General features: G+C 59.4%; 19 protein-coding genes. 9 read left to right on the forward strand and 10 right to left on the reverse strand.

The genetic code is table 11. From position 1 onward, the window contains the following. Positions 1-19 precede the first annotated feature (19 nt). From H6650_18465 to H6650_18485, 5 genes are all read right to left on the reverse strand, one after another. A complete protein-coding gene (locus tag H6650_18465) occupies positions 20-1,357 on the reverse strand; it encodes a BCD family MFS transporter (protein ID MCB8953995.1) in 1,338 nt (445 codons plus the stop codon). A gap of 187 nt (positions 1,358-1,544) precedes the next feature. Next, the gene (locus H6650_18470) at positions 1,545-2,720 is read right to left on the reverse strand and encodes a DUF2332 domain-containing protein (GenBank protein ID MCB8953996.1); all 1,176 of its coding nucleotides are present in this window, start codon (positions 2,718-2,720) and stop codon (positions 1,545-1,547) included. Next, the gene (locus H6650_18475) at positions 2,717-3,859 is read right to left on the reverse strand and encodes a thiolase domain-containing protein (protein MCB8953997.1); all 1,143 of its coding nucleotides are present in this window, start codon (positions 3,857-3,859) and stop codon (positions 2,717-2,719) included. The genes H6650_18470 and H6650_18475 overlap by 4 nt, the downstream gene beginning before the upstream one ends. Positions 3,860-4,016: 157 nt before the next feature. After that, positions 4,017-4,292 carry a hypothetical protein gene (locus H6650_18480; protein MCB8953998.1) on the reverse strand — a complete coding sequence of 92 codons (276 nt, stop codon included), beginning with the start codon at positions 4,290-4,292 and terminating at the stop codon, positions 4,017-4,019. 255 nt (positions 4,293-4,547) lie between these two features. After that, positions 4,548-5,960 (reverse strand): class II fructose-bisphosphate aldolase, encoded by a 1,413-nt coding sequence (locus H6650_18485; protein ID MCB8953999.1) that lies wholly within the window; start codon positions 5,958-5,960, stop codon positions 4,548-4,550. A 662-nt stretch (positions 5,961-6,622) separates the two neighbouring features. Here H6650_18485 and proB point away from each other — a divergent pair. The 4 genes from proB (at position 6,623) to H6650_18505 (ending at position 11,437) form a co-directional block, all read left to right on the forward strand. Next, positions 6,623-7,723 carry a glutamate 5-kinase gene (proB, locus tag H6650_18490; protein MCB8954000.1) on the forward strand — a complete coding sequence of 367 codons (1,101 nt, stop codon included), beginning with the start codon at positions 6,623-6,625 and terminating at the stop codon, positions 7,721-7,723. Between the two features lie 61 nt (positions 7,724-7,784). Next, complete coding sequence (locus tag H6650_18495; GenBank protein MCB8954001.1) at positions 7,785-9,467, forward strand: hypothetical protein; 1,683 nt, start codon at positions 7,785-7,787, stop codon at positions 9,465-9,467. 240 nt (positions 9,468-9,707) lie between these two features. Continuing rightward, a complete protein-coding gene (locus H6650_18500; protein MCB8954002.1) occupies positions 9,708-10,973 on the forward strand; it encodes a glutamate-5-semialdehyde dehydrogenase in 1,266 nt (421 codons plus the stop codon). Between the two features lie 26 nt (positions 10,974-10,999). Then, entirely contained in the window at positions 11,000-11,437 is a 438-nt protein-coding gene (locus tag H6650_18505) for a bifunctional (p)ppGpp synthetase/guanosine-3',5'-bis(diphosphate) 3'-pyrophosphohydrolase (GenBank protein MCB8954003.1), read from the forward strand. A gap of 4 nt (positions 11,438-11,441) precedes the next feature. Here the strand turns inward: H6650_18505 and H6650_18510 are convergent, their stop codons facing one another. After that, a complete protein-coding gene (locus tag H6650_18510; protein MCB8954004.1) occupies positions 11,442-12,239 on the reverse strand; it encodes a hypothetical protein in 798 nt (265 codons plus the stop codon). Positions 12,240-12,690: 451 nt separating this feature from the next. Between H6650_18510 and H6650_18515 the strand changes: the two genes are divergently transcribed. The 5 genes from H6650_18515 to H6650_18535 all read left to right on the forward strand — a co-directional run bounded on the left by H6650_18515 (position 12,691) and on the right by H6650_18535 (position 16,746). Beyond that, positions 12,691-12,939 (forward strand): PspC domain-containing protein, encoded by a 249-nt coding sequence (locus H6650_18515; GenBank protein MCB8954005.1) that lies wholly within the window; start codon positions 12,691-12,693, stop codon positions 12,937-12,939. Between the two features lie 213 nt (positions 12,940-13,152). Continuing rightward, positions 13,153-13,830 (forward strand): PspA/IM30 family protein, encoded by a 678-nt coding sequence (locus H6650_18520; protein MCB8954006.1) that lies wholly within the window; start codon positions 13,153-13,155, stop codon positions 13,828-13,830. Between the two features lie 103 nt (positions 13,831-13,933). Then, positions 13,934-15,046: a glycosyltransferase gene (locus tag H6650_18525; GenBank protein MCB8954007.1), complete on the forward strand. Its 1,113-nt coding sequence runs from the start codon at positions 13,934-13,936 to the stop codon at positions 15,044-15,046. Positions 15,047-15,334: 288 nt separating this feature from the next. Further along, positions 15,335-16,033, forward strand: coding sequence for a hypothetical protein (locus tag H6650_18530; protein MCB8954008.1), 699 nt, complete (start codon positions 15,335-15,337; stop codon positions 16,031-16,033). A 56-nt stretch (positions 16,034-16,089) separates the two neighbouring features. Further along, entirely contained in the window at positions 16,090-16,746 is a 657-nt protein-coding gene (locus H6650_18535) for a hypothetical protein (GenBank protein MCB8954009.1), read from the forward strand. 248 nt (positions 16,747-16,994) lie between these two features. On the opposite strand, the gene H6650_18540 is transcribed toward H6650_18535, so the two are convergent. From H6650_18540 to H6650_18555, 4 genes are all read right to left on the reverse strand, one after another. Further along, positions 16,995-17,816 (reverse strand): hypothetical protein, encoded by an 822-nt coding sequence (locus H6650_18540; protein MCB8954010.1) that lies wholly within the window; start codon positions 17,814-17,816, stop codon positions 16,995-16,997. A 371-nt stretch (positions 17,817-18,187) separates the two neighbouring features. Beyond that, on the reverse strand, positions 18,188-18,922 hold the full coding sequence (locus H6650_18545) for a PspA/IM30 family protein (protein MCB8954011.1): 735 nt from the start codon (positions 18,920-18,922) through the stop codon (positions 18,188-18,190). Between the two features lie 315 nt (positions 18,923-19,237). Beyond that, positions 19,238-21,544 (reverse strand): response regulator, encoded by a 2,307-nt coding sequence (locus H6650_18550; GenBank protein ID MCB8954012.1) that lies wholly within the window; start codon positions 21,542-21,544, stop codon positions 19,238-19,240. Positions 21,545-22,005: 461 nt separating this feature from the next. After that, the gene (locus H6650_18555; GenBank protein MCB8954013.1) at positions 22,006-22,656 is read right to left on the reverse strand and encodes a hypothetical protein; all 651 of its coding nucleotides are present in this window, start codon (positions 22,654-22,656) and stop codon (positions 22,006-22,008) included. Positions 22,657-23,233 lie beyond the last annotated feature (577 nt).

Raw genomic sequence — 23,233 nt, forward strand, 5'->3', positions numbered from 1 at the left:
GCGCCGCGCAACAGGCGGCTTAATCCACGCCGCCGAGCGACTCCAACCCGCGCTGCCCGACGCGCCCCGTTTCCCGCGCCCAGCCGATGACGTCAATGCGCAGCAGCACGACTACCGCCGCCATCAATCCGACCGTCTCCAGTGCGAAGATCAACCCGTAGCTGAACCCCGGCTGGCCCGTGATGGCCAGGAAAGCATCGCGCAGCAATCCCCCCAGGAACGTGCCGCTCCCTTTGCATAACAACTCCACCACGGTCCACATGCCCAGATAAGCGCCTGCCTCGCGCGTCGTGGTCATCACGGCCATCAGGTTGAGGCCGCCAAATGTATACACGCCAAATCCCGCGCCAAAGAGAGCCAGCGCCACCTCCACCAGATGGACTTGCGTCGTCAGGGCGGCGACGGCCAGCAGGCCCATGCCTATCACCATCACCACGAGTCCGCCGAGGGCGATGTTCGTTTGCCGTTCGGGGGCGCGCTTGCGCCAGATAATGGCGCTGCCCACCAGGGTGATCACCGTCATGCCCAACCAGACGCGATTAAAATCGGTGGCGCGTCCCACGCTCAATCCAAAGACATCCCGCCCATACGCTTCCAAAATGGCGTCCTGTGTCCAGGCGGCCAGTGTCGCCAGGCCAAAAAAGATAAGGAAGCGGCGCGTGCGTGTGTCCTGCCACACTTTCTTGAAGGTGATGGTGAAGTTGCCATGACCGGCTGAGGGCGTTGTGGTCGGCTCCGATTGCCGCCGTTCGACGCCCACAATGGCAAAAAACCAGAAAAACGCGCCGATGAGGGCGGTCCCCAGCACCATTTGCTCAAAGACCGCCAGATCGAAGGTTTCCATCCAGCGGCTGTAAATGATGGCGGAAATGGGGAAGAAGACGATGAGGACGGTCTGCACGATGCTGATGGCCAGCCCTTGTTTTTCCAGGGGCGCGGTGTCCCGCACCAGGGCGAGGTAGGTGCTGCCGCTGAGGAGCGTGCCCATGCCGTAGATGAGAAAGCAGAGCGTCGCCAGCACCCAGCCCAACGGGTCGCCCGGCTGGGCGGCGAAGCGGCTCATACTCAGCCCCAACAGGGGTAGCGCAAAGACGATCATCAGCCGCCCCAACCAGATGTAGGGCGTGCGGCGCAGCCCCCACAAGGGGCGGGAGTCGGAGCGGAACCCGGCCCAGATGCTCAGGGGGGAGAGAAAATAGCGCAGGGCCAGCAGCAAGCCCACGCTCCAGGCGGGGGCGCGGAAGTCGGCGATCATCACCTGGTTCCACACGCTGGCAACGAGGATGTCCACCATGGCGGAGCCAATGTGGAAGCTGCTGAGACGAAGGATGAGGGGCAGGCTAAAACGTTGGTTCATGTGTTTGAGAGTTTGCGAGTGGCGAGTGTGTGGCGAGTTTGCGAGTGGCGAGTGTGTGGTGAGTTTGCGAGTGGCGAGTGTGTGGTGAGTTTGCGAGTGGCGAGTGTGCGAGTTTGCGAGTGGCGGGTCTGCGGGTGGGCGGGTTGGACCTGCTACTCGCCACCTGCCCCTCGCCTCTTGCCCCTCTCTACTCGCCACTTGCCCCTCGCCCCTTGCTACGCCCCACTTGCCACTCGCCACTCTCTACGATAATGTGCGCGCCGTGGGGGTGGACCCAGCCAAATTGGTGGTGGTGGTGTGTCTGTTGTTGCCAGTAGTCGGCGGTCCAGGCGCACCAGCCAAAGGCGGGCGGTTCGATGGGCGGCGGTGGGGGTTCCCATTGCAGCCAGAGGACGGGGTGGGGTTGGTCACCGGCCCAATCGCCGATGATTTGGCGCAGGGATGCCCCTTTGTCCGACAGGTAGGTGGTCATGTAGGTGTTGTAGAGGACGACGGGGTGGTGTGGGTGGCGGGCGGTGATGTGTGTGGCGAGGAAGTGGGGGAGTTGTGCCGGCATTTCCAAACTCTCCAACCGGAAATCGCCCCCAAACGCCTGCCGCGCCGCAATTCCCTCTTGCAGCCGCTGCAGGCGGGGCACATGGTCCGCCCACACAAACGACATTAACCGCAGTTCGTCGGCGCGCGAACGCAGGTGGAAAGGGTGCATATCCCCTCCCAGGCGGCTGAGAATACGCGGCAGTGGCGGCAGATTAAGCCCTGGATGCAGCCATCCCGAGGACGAACCTTCAACCTGTACCCGAAACTGCTCAGGTTCACCCGCGCCTAAATCCAGCAGCGGCGCGCCGCTTTGCGCGTTCACCAGGCGGAAATGCCGCCTGTCCGCCAGCAGATTAAGCCCGGCGCTGGCCCCCAGGTCTACCAGATGCACCGCCTCCCAGCCCGTCAGGCGCAGCGGCAGCAACCAGGCGAGACCGCGTCCCGTTTCATTCGTTTGCACATTGGCGGTCTGGATGAAGGCGGCCAGCGTCTCTTGGCGCGCCAGGATCACCTGGCGTAGCGCGTCGGCGAAGCCAGGGGCGTCTATGTTGCCGCCCGCCGTGGGATAAAAGCGGGCCAGGGGGAGCGCGGCGGGTTCTTGCGCCAGCACATCACGGTGCAGCCCCGCCGCCAGTGTGTTCGTGACCGAAAATGGGCTGCGACCCGCGCTGGCTTGTAGCAGCCACTGCGCCAGCGGGTCTTGCGCCGCGTCGTCCGCTTCCAGCCAGCCGGCAACCGTGCCAAAGTAACGGGCATAGAGGGGGGCATAATCCGTGGCGAATCGTTCCTGGTCGCGGAATTTGCGGGCTAGTTCGGTAAGCATCATATTTGTCGCAGGATGTGGGTGACGATGGTGGCCCCACTGCCGCCGATGTTTTGCGTCATGGCGATGCGTGGATTGTCCAGTTGGGCCGCGCCGGCCTGACCGCGAAGCTGGAGCGTGGCCTCCGCCAGTTGGTACAGCCCCGTTGCGCCCACGGGATGGCCGCGTGCCTTGAGGCCGCCGAGGGTGCTGATGGGGATGCGGCCATCGGGGAAGATGTCCCCCTCTTGCGCCAGGCGCACGCCCTGCCCCGGTTCGGCGAAGCCGCACGCTTCTAGCGAGAGCGCGGCCATGATGCTGAAGGCGTCGTGCAGTTCGAAGAGGTCTACGTCGGCGGGGGTGATGCCGGCATCCGCGTAAGCGCGACGAGCCGATTGTTCCGCCGCCAGCAGCCACAACGGGTCTTCGCGGTCATGAATGGCGACCGTGTCCGTGGCCATCGCCGAACCGACCACGCGCACCGCTTGCGGCGCGTTGGTCGCGGGAACCAGCAGCAGCGCCGCCGCCCCATCCCCGATGGGAGAAGCGTCATAGAGCGTGATGGGGTCGGCTACGACGCGCCCATTTTCGTAGGTGCGGCGCGTAATCGGTTCCTGGAAGAGGGCGTTGGGGTTTTTGGCCCCGTTGGCGTGGGCGTTGAGGGCAAAGGGGGCGAAATCGCTGTGCTGGTAGCCGTACTGGTACATGTAGCGGCGCATGATCAGGGCATTGAGGCCGACGAAGGTAACGCCCTGGGAGACTTCAAAGTCGGCGTCGGCGGCGGTCGTCAGGGCGGCGGTTGTCTCTTTGCCTTTGGTCTCTGTCATTTTTTCCACGCCGACGACGAGGACGGCGTCCATTTCGCCACTGGCGACGCCGATGATGCCCTGGCGCATGGCGGAGCCGGCGGAGCCACAGGCGGCTTCGACTTTCACGGCTTCCACGCCGCGCTGCCCCATGCGTTCGGCAATGAGCGCGCCCAGGTGTCGTTGTTGGTTGAGGGTTCCACTGGTCATGTTGCCGACGAAAAGGGCGTCTATGTGGGAAATGCCGGCATCTTCCAACGCCGCCCGCCCCGCCGCCACAGCCAGGTGATGCAGAGCCAGGTCCCAATGTTCGCGCACGGGAACCTGCCCCACGCCGAGAATGGCAACTTCACGCATAATCATTCTCCATGGTGTGTTGTTTGGGCAAAATCATGATGGCATTATGGGGCGGCTTTTTTGTCAAAACCTATCAGAAACGTTTTGGCATAGCAAATGGCGGTTTGTGGGGAGAGGGCGCGGCATGCGGAATGCCGGCACGCCGCGCCGGTTAGCATCAAGAGCGGCGGTAGCTGCGTTTTTTCTTCTTGTTTTGCTGCGCCATGCGCGACACAAAAGCCGCGGCCGTTTTCTCGTCCGCACCCGTGAGGCCACGCACGCGCCTGGTGGCATCTTGCGTGTTCCCTGCCTTGACGAGGTCGGCAATTTCCTGCTTGACCCCGCTGGGGAGGATGATACGGTTGGTTTGCGGATTGATCGGGTAGGGCGGTTCGTCGTCGCTTTTGACGCTGCCGATGAGTTTGGAGAAAAATGAGGTGAGCTTATTTGCCATTTGTGCGCGATTACCTTTTGTCGTCGTAATGACTGGCCTATTGCCGGAGCCTGTCGCGGCCTCCATAAGGCTGCGACAGGTTCAGTCGGCGAGAGGGTTTGTCGTTATGTTAAGTACATGATTGATCTTGATAGGGAAGGCAGGTACCTTCTCGATATTTCGGGGAAACCGCAGCCTGAGCTTGTCGAAGGCCGTTGGTTTCGACAGGCTCAACCAACTTTGCCCTACTTTATTGAGAAGATACGAAGGCAGTGACTAATCCGCCAGGTCGTCGGCGATTTCCAGTTCGTCTTCGGTGACGGCGGTGGTGGGACGCGGGCGGGAGACGGCAACGGGCGTGGTCCAATGTTGCGCGGCGGCGCGGGTGTTGTAGACGCCCAGTTGGCGGAAGAGGAAGGAAAACTGGTCTTCCAACGCCTGGCTGATGCGGTCCATGGCCGCGGTCTCCAAATCCCACATCATTTGCTTGAGGGGACCAATCGCCTTCTTGCGCGTCGAGTAGAGGAACTGTTCCTCGGTTTGCCCGGACTTCCACTCATTTTTGAGGTTGCTGAGGACGTAGTTGTAGGCGGTGTCTACAAAGAATTGGGGGGCCAGGTCGAAGAACATGTTTTGGAAGTTGGTCGCCAGGTGAATTTCCAGCGTGCCGATCTGGGGGAATTTGTTGAAGGCTTCCGGTGGCAGCGTGGAAGCGCCGTGCTGCACCGCTCCCCCCGTGCCATATTCCGTGCGCGCCAGGCGTCCCAGTTCGCGTAGCGTGTCGAAGTCTACTTTCACGTCGGCCAGTGTGCCATCAGGGAGGACGACGCCGCCGTGGCTGGTTCCCGTCTGTACGGAAATCTTGGAAATGCCGGCCATGTTTGCCGGCAATGCCCGTAAATATCCATCCATAAAGGCGCGCAGTTCGGCGGGGTTGGAGTTGTGGCCGCCCACTTCGCCGATTTCGCCGCCAAGAGAAACGGTTACGCCTTCCGGTTGCAGTGAGCGCGCATAGGCGGTAAGCTCAGCGCAGACCTCGTAGTTGAGTCGTTGTTGTTCGTCCAGCGTCTCCGGTTCCAGGTCAACCAGGGTGGAGGTGTCAATGTCGATGTTGTAGAAGCCGGCGGTCATGGCTTCCGCTATCAAATCTTTTACCGCCTGCACTTCCTTGTCTCGATTGGCGGCGAAATTCTTTGCCGAAATCTGGAAATGGTCCCCCTGGATGAATACGGGACCGCGGAAGCCTTCGCGGATGGCCGCGCCCAGGATACAACTGACGTATTCGGCGGGGCGCTGATCCGTGTAACCCATTTCTGAGCGGGCGATTTCGAAGATGAAGGTCCCCACGTCCTGGCTGTTGGCGGCGCGGAATACGGCGCGCGAGGTGTAGTAGTTGGCGGCGCGGACGTTGACGGCGGGGACGGTGAAGTTTGCCGGCAAATGCCCGTGCCCCACCGCCATATAAATCTCGTGAATGGAGGCGGGGAATATGTCTACGGCCTGGGCAATGTGCCAGATGAGCCAGCGAGCGGTATCGCGCACCAGCCCGTCGCCAAATACAGCCGTGTAGACCAGGTCATCCATTATTGCCGGCAATCCTGCTTCATTCACGACCGTCACCTGATCGCCCGTTACGTTGACAATGCCAACCAGAGCGTCGAGCATCTCTTTTTCTTTGCTAAATTTCATTGCATTTTCTCCTGCGAAAATAATCTTCCCGGAAGCTTGGTCACGGATGATGGCCCTGGGTAACAGCTTCCGGGAAGATGTCTTCATTTATGGGGAACTCCTCTGAAGATGACCTTCCCGGAAGCTTGGTCACGGATGATGGCCCTGGGTAACAGCTTCCGGGAAGATGTCTTCATTTATGGGGAACTCCTCTGAAGATGACCTTCCCGGAAGCTTGGTCACGGATGATGGCCCTGGGTAACAGCTTCCGGGAAGATGTCCTCATTCATGGGGAATTCCTCTGAAGATGACCTTCCCGGAAGCTTGGTCACGGATGATGGCCCTGGGTAACGGCTTCCGGGAAGATGTCTTCATTTATGGGGAACTCCTACAAAAAGGGTTGGCTGCCGCGTTGCAACCACACTCTTGCGGGCGGGCACGTCGGCGTGTCTTTTGCGACAACGGAAATAGCCTGGGAAGAATCTGGCGGCGGCCAAATGGTTTGCGCTACCAATAGTTCAATTATAATCGGTTCAGGGGGGAAAGTCATGTGAGGTATGAGGTATGAGGTATGAGGTATGAGGTATGAGGTATGAGGTATGAGGTATGAGGTGTGAGGTATGAGGTGTGAGGTATGAGGTGTGAGGTATGAGGTATGAGGTATGAGGTATGAGGTGTGAGGTATGTATCAGCGGATTGTGATTAAGTTGGGAACGAGTGTGTTGACGGGAGGGACGCCGCGGTTGGATCGGGCGCATATGGTGGAGTTGGTGCGCCAGTGCGCGGCGCTGCACGCGGCGGGGCGGGAGGTGATTATTTGTACGTCGGGGGCGATTGCGGCGGGGCGAGAGCGGTTGGGGTTTCCGGAAATGCCGGCAACCGTCACCACCAAACAACTCTTCGCCGCCGTGGGACAAAGCCGCCTCATGCTCGTGTGGGAGCGGCTCTTTGAGCTGTTTAACCTGCATGTGGGCCAGATGCTGCTCACCCGTGCCGACGTGGAAAGCCGCCGCCGCTTCCTCAACGCCCGCGACATGCTGCTGGCGCTGCTGCAAAACCGGATCGTGCCCATTATCAATGAAAACGACGCCGTGGCTACGGAGGAAATCAAGGTCGGGGACAATGACAATCTCTCAGCGCTGGTGACGATCCTGGCGGATGCCGACCTGCTGATGTTGCTCACGGATCAGCCGGGCCTGTTCACCGCCGACCCGCGCCTGCATCCCGACGCGGCGCTCATTCCCGAAGTGCGCGATATTGATGCATCGTTGCGGGCTTTGGCCGGCAACAGCCGCGGCGGCCTGGGCGTGGGGGGCATGGCCACAAAGCTGCAAGCGGCGGATGTGGCGCGACGGTCGGGGGCGGATGTGGTGATCGCCGCCGGGCGCGCCGCCAACGTGATCTCGCGGATTGCCGCGGGGGAGGCGGTGGGCACGCGCTTTCCCGCGCTGGAAACGCCGTTGGAGTCGCGGAAACGGTGGATTTTGGCCGGGCCAATGCCGGCAGGCTGCGTGATCATCGATGCGGGCGCGGCGCGGGCTTTGCGGGTAGGTGGGAGGAGTTTGCTTCCTGCCGGCATTCTCTCCGTTGAGGGCGACTTTGAACGCGGCGACACCATCACCATCCTCACCGCCGATCGCGCCCCCCTCGGTCGCGCCATCATCCGCTACGCCAGCGCCGACGTAGCCCGTATTGTCGGTTGCCACTCCGACCAGATCGTCACCCGCCTCGGCTACACCTATGGTCCAGTTGTCGTGCATCGTAACGATTTGATACTATTGTGATGCCTTGCGCCGGCGGCGAATAGCGTCGCCGATACAGCGCACCGTACCAGGAAAGGATGCTATGCCGCAAACATTCCACTGCCCTGCCTGCCAGGCACCCCTCGACTACGACGGCGCAAGCATTATCGTGCGCTGTTCCTATTGCAACAGTTCCGTCATTGTCCCCGAGGAACTGCGCCCGCACGTGGGCGGAACCGCGCCCGCGGAAATGGGCGACATGGTTGCCGCCGTGCGCGAAATCACGGCCCTGGTTCGCGGCGACAAAAAAATCGCCGCCATCAAACTGTATCGGGAAACCTTCAACGTGGGGCTGGCGGAGGCCAAAGCCGCCGTAGAGCAGTTGGCGCAAGGCAAGAGCGCCGCTTTTGGCCGGGCGACCGTCGTGGCGCCGCCGGATACCGACGCCGTGCTGCGCGACGTGCGCGCCCACCTGGCGGGCGGGCGCAAAATCGAAGCGATCAAGGCGTACCGACAGGCATTTGACGTGGGGCTGGCGGAAGCGAAGGTCGCCGTGGAGCAAATTGAGCGCGGCGAGACCGTGACGCCATCCGCGCCCCACGATCAGGCGGCGGCGCTGGCCCGCATCATGTCGCTGTTCCAGGCGGGCAACCAGGAGGAGGCGATACGCCTCTACCGCCAGACGTTTGACGTTAGCCAGACAGGCGCGGCCAAAGCCGTGGAGATGCTGGGGCGTGGTGAGAGTCAGTTGGCGATTCAGGCGGCGCTGGCGGCGCTGCGCCCGACCGGCATCGCCAGCGACGATGCCGCCGAGGCTCCCGCGCGCGCGGTTCGTTCCCCCGCCAGTTGCGGCTGCTTTGCCTTCGCGCTTTTCATTCTGCTGGTGACGGTTGTCCCTCTTCTTTTGGGCCTGACCCGACCCGGCGCGCCCTTGTTTTCCCTCTGGCAGCGGGTCAATCCTACTTCTCCGGTGAGCCTGGTGCTCAGTTTTGGTGAGGAAGGGTTGGGGCAGGGGATGTTCTATGATGTCCGCAGTGTGGCTGTGGATGGGGATGGGCGCATTTATGCCGCCGATTATGGCAGCGGGCGTTTGCAGGTGTTCGATGAATCGGGCGGTTTTCAATCTTTGTGGTTGCTGGGTGAGGAGGCGTATATTGCCGGCATCAGCGCCAGCTACGACGGTCACCTATACATTGTGCGGCGTGGTCAACTTTTCGACTACCGGGGACCGGACGGGCAGATGTTAGCCGAGTTCCGCTATCCCGCCGACCGTTCCGCCTATTTTGACGACGTGGCCGTGACCGCCGAAGGTGGCATTTGGGCACTCAGCGACACGGCTGATTTGTTGGTGCGCTTCGACGGTCAGGGGCAGCCGCGGCAGACGATTGATCTGACGGAGGAACTGATTCCGCGACTGTCTGGCGTGGACCGGGTAGACGTAGACGGCGCGGGCAATCTCTACTTGTTGGGAACCACGAGCGACTTCCAGGGTTTCCACCAGCGCATTTTCAAACTATCCGCTACCGGGCAGTTTTTGGGGCAGTTCGGCGACAGCGGCGAGGGGGAAGGGCTGTTCGGTTCGACCAACGATTTGGTCGTCGATGGTCAGGGACGCATTTTTGTGGCGGATAGTTGGGTCGGCGTGCAGGTTTTCGACAACGCCGGGCGTTACTTGTATCAGTTTCCCGTTTCCGGCGTGGCTTTTGGGTTGGCCTTCGACCAGGCGGGTGCACTCTATGCGGCCAGCAACACAGAAATGATCTACAAGTACGAAATCCGCGAATGATGTACACGGGCGGGAAGGTTCGTCGTGCCGCGGGCGTACCGCGATGAATGAGAAGAATGTGCCGTAGCCCGATTTTCCCCAATCGGGCGGGCGATTGGGGAAAATCGTCCGTGACTATTCGCGTCTCCGAGTGATTGGACCAATTTTGTAGACATTGATAGGATTTGACCAGAGCAAATTGGTCCAATCTGGGCAGATGGCGTGTATGGTCACAATCGCCCTACATGACGGAGAATGAGCATGATAAACCTGGAAGAGATGGGGCGGGCGGCGCGTCAAGCCAGCCGGGCCATGATGAAGCTGAATACGGCGCGGAAAAACGCGGCGCTGTTGGCGATTGCGGATGAATTGGAGGCGAATGCGACCACGATCCTGGCACAAAACAGCCTGGATATTGCCGATGCGCGCGCGAGGGGGCTGAGTGAGGCGCTGGTGGACCGCCTGCTGCTGACGGAGAAGCGCGTTGCCGGCCTGGCCGCAGATGTGCGCGGCGTTGCCGGCCTGCCGGACCCCGTGGGTATGGAGATTTCGGGGCGGGTGTTGCCCAATGGCTTGCGCCTGAGCAAGCGGCGCATTCCCATTGGCGTGATTGGGGCGATTTATGAGGCGCGCCCCAATGTGACGATTGATATTGCCGCGTTGTGCCTGAAGACGAGTAACGCGGTGATTTTGCGTGGCGGCAGCGAGACGCAGCGCAGTAATATGGCGTTGGTGCGGGTGGTCCAGGCGGCGCTGGCGCGCAGTGGCGTGCCGTTGGGCGCGGTGCAGGTGGTTGGCGACCCGGATCGGCGGCATGTGGCGGCGCTGCTGCGTTTGAATCAGTATGTGGATATGATTATTCCGCGTGGTGGGGCCGGTTTGCATCAGTTGTGCAAGGAGCAGAGTACGATTCCGGTGATTACGGGGGGGATTGGTATTTGCCACATTTATGTGGATGAGAGCGCGGACCTGGCGCGGGCGGTGGATGTTGTGGAGAATGCGAAGGTGCAGCGGCCCAGTGTGTGTAATGCGTTGGATACGGTGTTGGTGAATCGGGGGGTGGCGGAGGCGTTTTTGCCGGCATTAGCCACCCGTCTTGCTCGCTCCAAAGTAGAACTGCGGGCGACCGACGACGCCCTCGCCATCTTGCGTGCCGGAGACCACGACGCCGTGGTCCTGCCCGCCGGTCCTGACGATTTCGACCAGGAGTGGTTGGCCCTCATCCTGGGCGTGAAACTGGTAGACGACCTGGACGAGGCCATCGCCCACATCCAACAGCACAGCACCGAACACTCCGACAGCATTCTCACGCAAAACTGGAACCACGCCAACCGCTTTGTCAACGAAATCAACTCCGCCGCCGTATACGTCAACGCCAGCACCCGCTTCACCGATGGCGGGCAATTCGGGCTGGGCGCGGAAGTTGCCGTGAGTACGGAAAAGCTGCACGCCCGCGGCCCCATGGGGCTGGAGGAACTGACCACCTACAAATGGATTGGCTTTGGCGACGGCCACATCCGGGAATGATTCCGCACCCGAAAGGTAACTCCGAAATGAACGAGAAAACAAACGCTTTGCTGGAAAAGGCCATCGCCATCGCCGTGCGGGCGCACGCGGGGCACGTGGACCGTTACGGACAGCCGTATATTTTGCACCCGCTGCACCTGATGATGCAGATGGATTCGCCGGCGGCGCGTATGGTGGCGGTGCTGCATGATGTGGTGGAGGACACGGAGGTGACGTTGGCTGACCTCCAGGCGGCGGGGTTCCCGGCGGAGGTTTTGGAGGCGGTGAGCCTGTTGACGCATGATCGGGAAAGGGTGTCTTATGAGGCGTATGTTGCCGGCATTAAGCCCCACCCCCTCGCGCGCAAAGTCAAACTGGCCGACCTGCAACACAACATGGACATCCGCCGCCTGCCCCACCTGGAACCAAAAGACCTGGAGCGGCTGCAAAAGTACCACCGCGCCTGGCTCACCCTCACCGAATAACCCCTCAGGCGGGATCAAGCAACTCAGCCCGTTTTTCCAGCGCCGCCAACTCCCCGTGCAGGCGCTCAATCTCCCCATCCAACTCCAGACGCACCTCATCCCACCAGTTCAATCCCGCATCCTCCAGTTGCCGCGCCTTGCGCCAGAGCCGTGCCGTGTTTTCCTCTCGCAGCGCCCGCGCCTGCTCCGCCACCTTCCGCCGGCGCCGTTTGCAGCTCAGCAGCAGCTTCCGCAGCCGGCGGATCTCCGCCGTTTCGCCGCCGCTCAACGCCGCCGCCACGTCCGGGTCCAATTCCCCCGCCAGATTGCGCAGCGCCTGCACATCCCCCCGCTCATAGGCCACGTTGACGGCGGCCATAATGCTGGTGCAGTAGGCACGCTCCACCGTATTGGCCGCCAGGTCAGGATGAAAACGGCGCGCCAACTGCCGGTAGAGCCGCTTTTCCGCTTCCTTATCATGCGGCGTAGGCGTGGGCAGCAATGGACCATCCCGCGCCGCCGTCAGGGTCTCCTCTTGCCAGAATGGATCGTCCGGGTCGTAGGGAATGCCTCGCTCCGCCGCCTGATGACGCAGTTCCAGGCGCGTCAGCAGCGCCTGCTTTTGCGCCTGCATTTCCAGCAGCACCTCGACCAGGTCGCCGATTTTCAGGCGGCAGTGCATCCGAAACGCATTGACCGCCGCCTGCTCGGCGGACAGGATGGCTTCGGCTTCTTGCAGCGCCCGCCGCGCCGTGTTCAATTCTTCCTGAAGCTGTTCCACTTGCTCGCGCAGGGGGATCGTGGGCGTGAGTTGACTCATCATTTCCTGTCGGGCGGTTGCATGGCGGTTGACCATGATTCGAGGATAAGTCTATCACAAAGCCATGAGGGGGACAGATTGACCGCGCCGCTTGTCGCAACCTTTCACCCATGTCTGCGTAGAGCCAATAGTTGCGGGAACAACCACAAACCCATGGGTGTTTTTGGCTTTTTGGGTTGTTGTTGGCAACTACTAACGCGCTCTGGCGATTGGCCCCATTTTACCAGAGAAAATTGGTCCAAGCTGGCTTAGGAACGGAAATTAAATAAGACAACGAAGTTGTTTCCTTACCGTTCCTTCAAACTGACGATGCCATTCCGTACTTTATTTCATCGTCAGTCCTTAGCAGTTACGTTGTTGTCAGGAGTCGGTGTCCGATTGGGAAAATCGGACGACAGGAAATGTTGCGATTCGCTAAATCGGACTACGAGGTGTTTTCGAAGGAGTTTTTTTCATGAAAGGCAAAATGATTCGTTCCAAAGATGACCGCATGATCCTTGGCGTCGCCGGCGGTCTCGGTAATTACTTCAACATCGATCCCGTCTTCATTCGCATTGGCTTTGTGCTGCTGACATTGGCTTCTCTGGGCAAGGGGGCGTTGCTTTATCTCCTCCTGGCCCTGGTTATGCCGGAAGAGGGCGCGCCGGTGGCCAAGGCGCAGCCGTTTGATGAGGAAGAAATCATCATCAACGACGCGGTCTGATACGACGCCGCGCCATCCTGATTGCCGCGTGAACACGACAAAGCAGTGTTTGTCTGGCGCGCGGTCCCCAAATAGCTGTTTACCTCTGGTTCTCTCCTGACAAAAGGCCAGAGCGACAGGCGGCGGTCACGTGATACCCTTCGCGTGGCCGCCGTTTCTTTTTCGTGGGAGCCTTACTCGCCAGAGGACGTGTAACGCTTTATAATCTGCCGCATGGCTTCCTTACTGCAAAAACTCAACACCCTGATCAAGGCAAATTTACACGAGATGGCCGACCGCGCCGTGCAAAAGAGCGATCTGGCCGTTTATGACGAGTATATCCGGCAGGCGGAGCGCGAACTGGCGCAGTTTGTGCGCACGATTGAGCCGATGTACGCGCAGGTGAAGACGACGAGCCGCCGCCGGGAGGACCTGGCGAACAAGGCGGCGCGCCTGGATGCGGCGGTGGATGCTTTTTTGCTTCAGGGTAAGCGCACGGAGGCGATGGTGACACAGAAGCAGTTGTCTTCGGCGATGAAGCTGATCCAGACGTACAATGCGTCGCTGGAGCGGCAGGTGGCCGCGGCGGAGATGCTGGAGGATGTGCGCGTGAAGTTGGAGGGGCGTCTTGATCTGGTGCGGCAGGAGCGGGAGGAGTTGGGCTTTTTGCTGCAACTGGCGAAGTCGAAGGAGATGTCGGCGCAGGCGATGAAGTCTCTGGATTCTTTGATGGGGGTGGGGGACAGTGAGGTGGCGCAGGCGGCGGAGAATATCCGGCGGCGGTTGGATCATGCGGACGCGGCCTGGGAGGTGCAGGCGGGTCGGCTGGATAATCAACTTGATGACGCGATGCAGAGCCTGGAGGTGGAGGCGGAACTGGCGGCGCGCATGGAGCGGTTGGGCATTCAATGAGCGGGGTTGGGGTTGGTATGCCGGCATTTTCTCCGCAACGGGAATCAAACGAAGCAGTGAGTTCGTTCCCTGACGCCCGTGTGAATGTCTACCCTGAGCAGCTATGAAAGTCGCACTCGTACACGACTGGATGAACCAGATGGGCGGGGCCGAGGACGTGCTGGCGGCGCTGGTGGACTTGTTCCCCGATGCGCCGGTCTACACTTCCTTGTATGCGCGAGATAAAATGCCGGCATCCTGGCAAACCTGGGACATTCGCACCTCCATCATTGACCGCCTCCCCTTTGCCCACCGCAAACAGCAACTCTACTTCCCATTTTATCCCTTCGCCTTTGAACAGTTCGACTTCCGCGGCTACGACCTGGTCATCAGCAACAAAAGCGGCTTTTGCCACGGCATCATCACCGACACCAACACCCTGCACCTGTGCTACTGCCTCACACCGACGCGCTACGTCTGGCGCTACCACCAGTACGCGGAACAGGAAAACCTGAGTCCGCTGGTGCGCCGCCTGCTGCCGCCGTTTTTGACGCAGTTGCGCCAGTGGGACCGGTTGGCGGCGGACCGCGTGGACGACTTTATTGCCATCTCAGAGGTTGTACGTCGCCGAATCGCCAAGATTTATCACCGCGAGGCGACTATCATTTACCCACCCGTGGACACCAGCCGGTTTATGCCATCCGCCCATGTCGATGATTACTATTTGTTCGTGGGGCGGTTGGTTCCCTACCGGCGGCTGGATGTGTTGATTGAGGCATTTAACCGGCTGCGACTTCCGTTGGTCATTGCCGGCACAGGCCGCGACCACGAGCGACTGGCGGCCCTCGCCGGCCCTGACATTACCTTCCTCGGCTACGTACCCGACGCCGATCTGCCCGACCTGATGGCTCGCTGCCGCGCCTTCATCTTTCCCGGCGAAGAGGATTTTGGCATCGCCCCCATCCAGGCCATGGCCGCCGGTCGTCCCGTCATCGCCTACGCTGCCGGCGGCGCGCTGGATACCGTCATTCCCGGCCAGACCGGCGCCCTGTTTACCGAACAGACCGCGGCAGCCATCATGGAAACCGTGCGCGCCTTCGCGCCGCAAGAGATCGCCGTCGCCACCCTGCGCGCCCAGGCCCGCCGCTATGACGTGGACGTTTTCCGCCGGCGTATCACCGATTTCGTGGCGCAAAAGGTGGATGGTGGCAGGACAAAGGATGAAGGTAACAGCTAAGGGCGCATCCGTTCATAAAGGCTTCGCTCGGAAATTAACGGATGCGCTCGAAGGGTTCTTGTGTATTGGAAAGTCCAAAGTTGATTCCGCGCAGACCCTAACTGGCTGTTCGCAATTAAGTTAGCGGAAATGTGCGGACAGCTTGTCAGTAACCGTCCGTAAAAAGTATGAAGTTGTTTTCGGACGGTTACTAAGCCAGATTGGACCAATTTCCAGAGAACGTTAGTCGTTACGAATGAAGGATCAAGGCAGCATCTGTTTCGCTCACGTGTCACTTGCCTACTCACAATGCTTATGGAACTTCACGCTTACTGGAACATCATTAAACGACGCTGGTTGTTAATTCTCATTCCCGCTGCCGTTGTGCTGCTGGCGGCTTTGCTCACGTATTCGCCGCCGCCGCCGCTTTATAACGTCGGCGTTCGCTTCATTGTGGGGCAGCCGCCTACGGAAGCCGCGGCGCTGGAGGATGAGGAGCGGCTGGCGAACTGGCAAACGTCGGAATACGTTGTCAATGGGCTTGCGGATTGGGTGCGCGGTCTCCGGTTCGCGCAGCAGGTGAGTGAACGGTTGGCGACGCAGGGGATTGATGTGCCGGCATTTGCCATCATGGGCAGTATGCACGCGGACAACACGCGCAGCCTGATGCAAGTGTCGCTCACCTCCGGCGGCGACCCGGAGACGCTGCGCCAGATGATGCTGGCGGTGATTGCCGTGCTGCAAACGGAAAACGGCGCCGCCCTGCCGCAGTTGTATGGACAGCCGGCTACGTTGTTGGTGTTGGATGATCCGGTGGTGAATGGGGTGAATGCCGGCATTCGCAGCCAACTCGACCTCCCCCTCCGCATCCTCCTCGCCCTCGGCGCCGGCCTCGGTCTCGCCTTCCTCGTCGAATACCTCGACCCTACCCTGCGCCGGCGGCAAGAAATCGAAGCCCTCTCTCTTCCCATCCTCGGCGAAATCCCCCGCCACAAACCACCCCATTAGCTTTTCACCATTTATTTTTCCTTATTCAAAGGACACCGCAAAGGAAATCCCCCCTCATGGAACTAGGCGACTATATCCGCATCCTCCGCCAACGCGGCTGGCTTATCCTCCTCCTCGCCCTTCTCACCGCCGCCGCCGCCTTTGGCTTCAGCAAAATGCAAACCCCCGTCTACAAAAGCACGCTTAACCTCCTCGTCAGCCCCTCCCGCACCGACTTTGGGCAGGCGCAGGCCGCCAAAGTCCTCCTGCGCGGCTACGAATCCTGGATGTTGAGCAGCCTGCGCGCCGAACTCGTCATCAACGAGTTGCAACTCGACATGACCCCGCGCCAACTGCTCGGAGACGCAGCCGTCTCCTCCGACGACTCCCGCTTCATCATCCAGTTTGAGGTCAAAAACAGCAACGGCGACCTGGCAAACGACATCGCCCGTACCTGGGGGAACCTGCTGATTCAACGGCAGGAAGAGATCAACGCCACCCTGCGCAAGGAAGACCGCATCGGCATTGAACCAATCGACATGCCTACTTATAGCCAGGACAAACCGAAAACGACCATCAACACCGCCGCGGGTGGCGTGTTCGGCGCCCTCCTGGGCCTCATCCTCATTTTCGTTCTGGAATGGCTCGCTTCCGGCGTCGTCCGCCGCCCGGACGACATAGACCGCTACCTGGATATCCCCATTATTGGCGTCATCCCCTCAAAATCGAATTGACCTCCGCCCAAAAAACGGGTTGCGCCTGAATAGACACCTGCCCAATCATAGGGACGGGATGGCGCGGAAAGACGTCGGGGAAAACAAACCATCTTGTCTCCGCGCCGTCTCGCCCGATGTTGCGCCAATGTCGCGCCAAATAGGGCGAGATAGGCGGGTGACGAGGTGGTGATGAATTGCACAGGTGGCGGCCTGCCTGTCCCACCCCTACGCCAGATGGGTTCCCTACCGAAAATGGCCGGTGGGTGTCAGGCGTTGGCCTGGTAGACCTCGTCCATGGCGCTGAGAATGTCGCTGAGTTGATGCACCTCTTCGGCAATTTCGTGTTGCAGACGGCGGGCGCGCCCGCTGTCTATGTCTTTAGCGTCCACCAGCATCGATTGGGAGTAGATTGTGCCCAGGGCACTGAGGGTGTGTTCGAGCTGCAGGCGCGCCCGCTTCATGGTGTTTTCCAGCGCTTCAATGGTGTCAATTTGCCGCTGCATACTTTCCATGGTCACCTGCATCTGGCGGCGCACGCCTTCGTCCTGCTCCTGTTTTAAGCGTGTGTTCAGGTCCATGACGCGGTTGTAGGCGTTCTGGCGGTCGTCCTGGAGCATTTTTTGTTGCTGCTCGTACCGGTCCAGCCGCTGCGCCAGGCTGTAAATGTTTTCCAGCCATTCGTCGATAACCTGGGCCGTGGCGACCAGGTTGTCTTTGAGCATGCCGTCTGCTTGGGTGTGTATGGCGGCAGTGATGCGGCGGCGATAGTCCAGCCCTTTTTGTATCTGGTTTTGCAGGGTTTTGCTGCGCAGGCGTTCTGGTTTGAATTCGCTCTGCAACAGGTCGGCGACGACTTTTTCTCCGGTTTTGGGGTCTTTGATGCTGACGTAGATGAGGGCTGCTTCGCTGATGGCGCCGCCGAGCAGCCATGCCCAGGCGGGGCCAATCGCTACGCCGGGAAAAGTACTGGCCGCGGTCAGGATCAGGGTGAGGGCAATGGTCATGGCGCTCTCCCAGCGAAAAATGGCATATTGGAAGATTGCCTTCTGGACACGTTTTTCCAGGGCTTCACGAGCGCTGCTAGTCATGGGGGTGGTCAGTGGTGTGGGGGCAAAGTCCTTTTGCTGAATTTCGCCCCTTGTTTCAGATTTAGCCGATCAATTTTACTTGACACGAACGGCGCAAATAACACACATGAGACCAACATTGATGCAGCGCAAGCAGTCGTGTAGACCTGTTTCTGGCAACAATGTAGGTGTCTTAATGTTCACTTGCCGTTTCATCCACGACCGAATTCGTGAAATTCGCGTCGGATTGTAACTGCTAAGCCCGATTAGACCAATTTTCTCTGGTGAAATTGGTCCAATCTCCTGAGAGCGTTAGCAGTTACGTCGGATTTTGGACTTGTTGAGATTAGAAGCAAGCGGTTGCTGAGGTGGAGCGGGGCGAGCCGTCGCTCTCATTGAGCGGCGGCGGCGCTGCTTTCGTCCGTGTCTTCTTCTGCCAGCGTTGGCGCTTCGCTCAGACCCAGGCGGCGCTTGCGCTCTTCCAACTGCAAATCGATTTCCGCTTTGCCCAGCACGTCGTCCATCTGTTGGTCAAGCCGACCGGCGTACATTTCCGATTGGGCGGAGGCTTTGTCGAGGCGGGCGTAGATGTTTTCGCGGAGACGGGCGATGTCGCTGTCGCCCATGCCGGCAACGTCGTCCACTTTCTTGATGGCGGCCACCGTCTTTTCTTTCGATTCCGCCAGGGCAATAACGGCTTCTAGTTCGCGCTGTTCCTGGCGAATTGTGTTCAACTTGGCCTGTAACTTCAGGCGTGCATTTAGCAGCGACTCATATTCGCGCTGCTGCTGCACCCATTGGGCGTGATACCGTTCTTGCAGGCCACGGGCTGTGTTTAGCTCGTTTTGCGCCGCGCGTGCCAGGTCGCTTTTGCCTTGCATCAGGAAGGTGTCGATGTTACGGTCGAGGCGGTCGGCTTCTTTCTTATACTGCTGGTATTTGCGTTCTAGCGTCTTCACCTCACCACCGACGGTGGCGGCAGCGTCTTCCAGTTCGTCCAGGTTTTGTTCGGCGTCGCGGATATACTGTTTGAGAACGGCGACGGAATTTGCTTCCAGGGCGCGATCAACCATCGCGTGCAGGTTGGCGGATATGAGGGTTTGGGTCTTTTCAAGCAGGGATGCCATTTTCTCTCCTTAGGACTGATGACGAAATAAAGTGCGGAATTGCATCGTCAGTTTGAAGGAACGGTAAGGAAACAACGTCGTTGTCCTATTTAAATTCCGTTCCTTAGTGGCTGTCCGCAATTGAGTTAGCGGAAATGTGCGGACTACGACTATCCAGGATAGCTTGTCAGTAACCGTCCGCAAAAAAGTGTGAAGTTATTTTCGGACGGTTGCTGAGAACCTGGCGCAGGTTGATAGATGGTTTGTCGCTAGGGGAAGATTGCCGGATTGCTTCTGGCCATCTGCGGCGCGGGCGACAGGAGTCTGCGCGGGTGGTCAGGGGGCGCTTGCCGGCAAGACAATGGTCATCGTACACCCGCGCTCCTTATCATTATCCATCTCAACACGCCCTTTGTGCAAGTCGATAATGCCTTTCACCACCGTCAAGGCTGGGCCGTAGAGTGGCACGGTGACGATGCCGTCATCATTGTTGGCAAACAAAGCCCGTAACCGGTCTGCTTCTGGCGGGGAAAACACCAGGGCGGGGATACGCATGGAGATGTGTACTTCCGTTTTGTGGGCCCGGATAGCGAAATACATCTCCTTTCCGCCGACTTGCCGGCACGCTTCGCAACCGCTGTACACGAACTGCTCCAGCCCGTTTCCCAATGCTTCGCTGTCACCGAAGATTGCCGGCAATTGTGACGCTATCTCTACGAAAAAATGAATTCGCGCGTTTTCAGGAAGGCTGTGATAGGTATCGACAATGAGGTGAAACAGCGCCCCAATGCCCTCCAGCGGACCGGCGCGGTACTCAAAGGCACTGGAGGCCTCGCCCGTTTTGATTTCTACCAGCGTGATGAAATTCTCCACCAGCCGGGTCAGGTGTTGGCTGGCGGATTGCAGCCCTTGCAGCGAGGCTTTAAGCGTGAAATCTGAATTGGCGTTTTGCAGATTCTCCGTCAACTGCCGCGAATAGACGTTGACCTGATCCAGTGGCAGGCGCAAATCAGGTTGCAGGAGGTTAAGAATACTGCGCTTGAAAGCAATGAAGTTTTGCGTGAGAACGTCCTGCACCTGAAAATACCGATTGAGCTGTGTCGTCACCAGTGTCAGCAGGTCATTCGTATTGTACGGTTTAGGGATGTACTCTTCCGCACCGATGCTGCGCCCGTGCTGTATGTCTTGTTTGTCGCCGCGAGCAGTGAGGAAAATGAAGGGGATTTCCACCCAGTCGGGGTTGGCCCGCACGTGTTCCAAAAGCTGGAAGCCGTCCATTTTGGGCATCATGACATCAGAGATGATCAATTGAGGCGTGTTGCGGGCGAGGACGTCCAGCGCGTGTTGTCCGTTGGTGGCCGTGAGGACGTTGAATTGGTAAGGACCGTTGTAAAAGAACTCCAGCAGGTCGCGCAGACCTTGCAGCAGGTAGTAATCATCCTCGACGATGAGGATAGTAACCTGGGCGCGGGCCGGGGGAGAGAGGTGTGTTATGCCGGGTTGGTTGTTCTGGTGGGTGGGGAGGATGACGGTGAAGGTTGTGCCGGCATTTTCCGTGCTTTCCACCTCCACCCGCCCCCCGTGCATCTCCACCACCCCTTTAACAATAGCCAGCCCCACGCCCGTTCCCTGCTGCTCCAACATCTGCCGGTTGTATTGGTAGAACAGGTCAAAAACCTTAGTATGCACATGGCCGGGCAACCCAATGCCGTTGTCGCTCACCGAAAACCTGACCTGATCATCCGTAGCCCTTGCCGTCAGGGTCACGGACCTGTCCGGGCGCTGGCTGTAGGCGGTGAAGCGCACAGCGTTGTCGATCAGGCGGTTGAACACATCGAACAGGTCTTCCGGCACACCCCATACGGGAGGTAGGTTGTGCGGCAGGTCATAATAGAGCGTAACCTGCCGCCCGCGCGCGTTGCCCTCATGGACAATGCCGGCATTCCTCAACTGTTCCTCCGCATTCCTCACGGGGCCGGCCCGCTCTTGAAATAGGCTGGCAGCCTCCCCCGTGCGCAGTTCAATAATCGCAATCAGATCGTCTACCAGACGAATCAGGCGCTGGCAGCCCTCCTGAATCCCCTGTAAATACGCCTGCAACGCCTCCGTACTTTCCCACCGGTTCACCCCCTCCGCCAGCAACTCATTATACGCCGTCACATAAGTCAGGGGCGTGCGAAATTCATGATTCAGCACCAACAAAATGCTATCCTTCAATTCCGCCAGGTTTTTCTCCCGCGCCTGTCGCAGTTGAAATGTGCGCGCAAGCTGACTCTTCACCAACGAAAGCAAATCCGCCGCCTCGAATGGCTTGGAAATGTACAGTTCCGCCCCCAGCGTGCGCCCGCGCAGAATATCTTGCTTGTCCCCCTTGGCCGTGAGGAAGATGAGAGGGATATGCAGCCACTCTGGATGCTGTCGCACACGCACGAGAAACTCCAACCCATTCATCAACGGCATCATAATGTCCGAAATAATCAGGTCCGGCGCGTGGGTGGACATTTGCTCCAACCCCTCCAGGCCGTTGGTAGCCCGGATAACCTCCACGTTATACCCAAACTCTGCCAACTCTAACAGATCCGCCGTCCCTTCTAGAAGGTACAAGTCGTCTTCGATTAACAGGATTCTTGCGGAAACAACCATAATCTATCGCCAGGATCGTGCAAAGGGGCGCATATCTCCGGGTCTGGAGATTGGACCAATCTCACGCGCTCAATGGCCATTTTCACCAGAGAAAATTGGTCCAATCTGGCTTAGCAGTTACTTCATAAAAAGGATGCGGAAAGTCATCGTCAGGTTGCGGGATCGAAAAGGAAACCGTTGCGTTGTCCTCCGCAAGTTCCGCTCCTCAATCATTCACGCAAACGCTTGCCGTCGTCAGAACAAGCGGCATTATAGCATAATCATGCCAAAATTATTCGGACCCGACGTTGTTTAATGCCCCGTGCCGGCATCATCCCCTGGCCTTCCTATGCGCCGCACTCCCCCGCGCGGCAATCAGTCAAACATGATCTACATCCAGCCGAACGAACAAGTCGTGCGACGTACCGGAATTGGCACGTCGCACGAATCTCTTGCCGCGTTCTGCGAGTGGGCATTCATTGCTACAGGCTTGTACGCAAACGGCGGGCCAACGCCAGCACAAAGATGGACACAAAAGCCAGGCCGATGGCGCTCCACACGCCGATTCCCGTTGTGGGTAGCGTGCCCGTGCCCGCCGTGGTCCCGGTGATGGGTGTGGGCGTGACCACCACGCCACCGCCGGCAGTGCCGCCGCTCGCGGTGCCACCGCCAACGGAATTGTCGCCGGCGCTGCCCGTGTCGCTGCCGGTTCCCGTGCCGTTGCCGGCAGTGACCGTGCCGGAGAAATCCGGCGTGGGGGTGGCGAACAGATCAACCACCACGACGGGCGTCTCCGTCGGCTCAGGTGTGTTCGTGGCCGTCGGTTGCGGCGTGTCGGTCGGACGTGGCGTCTGCGTCGGGCGCGGCGTTTGCGTCGGACGCGCCGCTTCCGTAGCCCGCGCCTCTATGGTCAGCGTGACAAAGGCGTTCTGCGTGGAAATGGCCTCGTTGGTGGCTTCAATAGCCACGCGGGTGGCATCTAGCGTATTCCGGTTGCGCGACGCATAAACGGCCGTGCAGGCGATGGCCAACAGCAAGATGATAACCAGCCCGGCGACAGCATAGAGGAAAGGCCTGTTGGAGGATCCCCCTTCTTCTTCTACCAGAAATTCATCAGAAAAATCATCAGACATCTTCGCTCTCCTTTCGAAAATAGGACGCGGAAAAACGTGGACAAAACATAAATCCGCGAAATCCTGATTGTTTTCATCCAGCGTAGTACGCCCCGCTCATGGGGAACTCCTTGAAAGTAGGGCACGGATGACCGTGGAAGACGCGGATCATACAAGAATCCTTGTTATTTACGAAATCCGCGATGCTGTTTTCATTGCTAAGTAACCGCCCAAAAATAACTGCGCACTTTTTACGGACGGTTACTGACAAGCTGTCCGCACATTTCCGCTAATTTAATTGCGGACAGCCACTAAGGGTTCGCCCAAAATCAACTTTGGACTATCCATCAAATGAGAACCCTTCCCGCGCATCCGTCCATTCCCGAGCGAAGCCTTTATTAACGGATGCACCCTTAGCAGGGGCGGGCATCGTCGCCAGTTGGTGGTTTTCGATTGTTTGTTGACGGTTGGTAACTGCTCACCCTCTCGTGGGCTGAGCTTGTCGAAGCCCGTGTCCGCCCTGCGCTCAAGCAACGGACTGTAGGCTCAGGCAACGGGCCAAGTAGTGACGACCGGTGCTTGTTTCGTGTCGCGCCCC

Source organism: Ardenticatenales bacterium (assembly GCA_020634515.1).
GTDB lineage: Bacteria > Chloroflexota > Anaerolineae > Promineifilales > Promineifilaceae > JAGVTM01.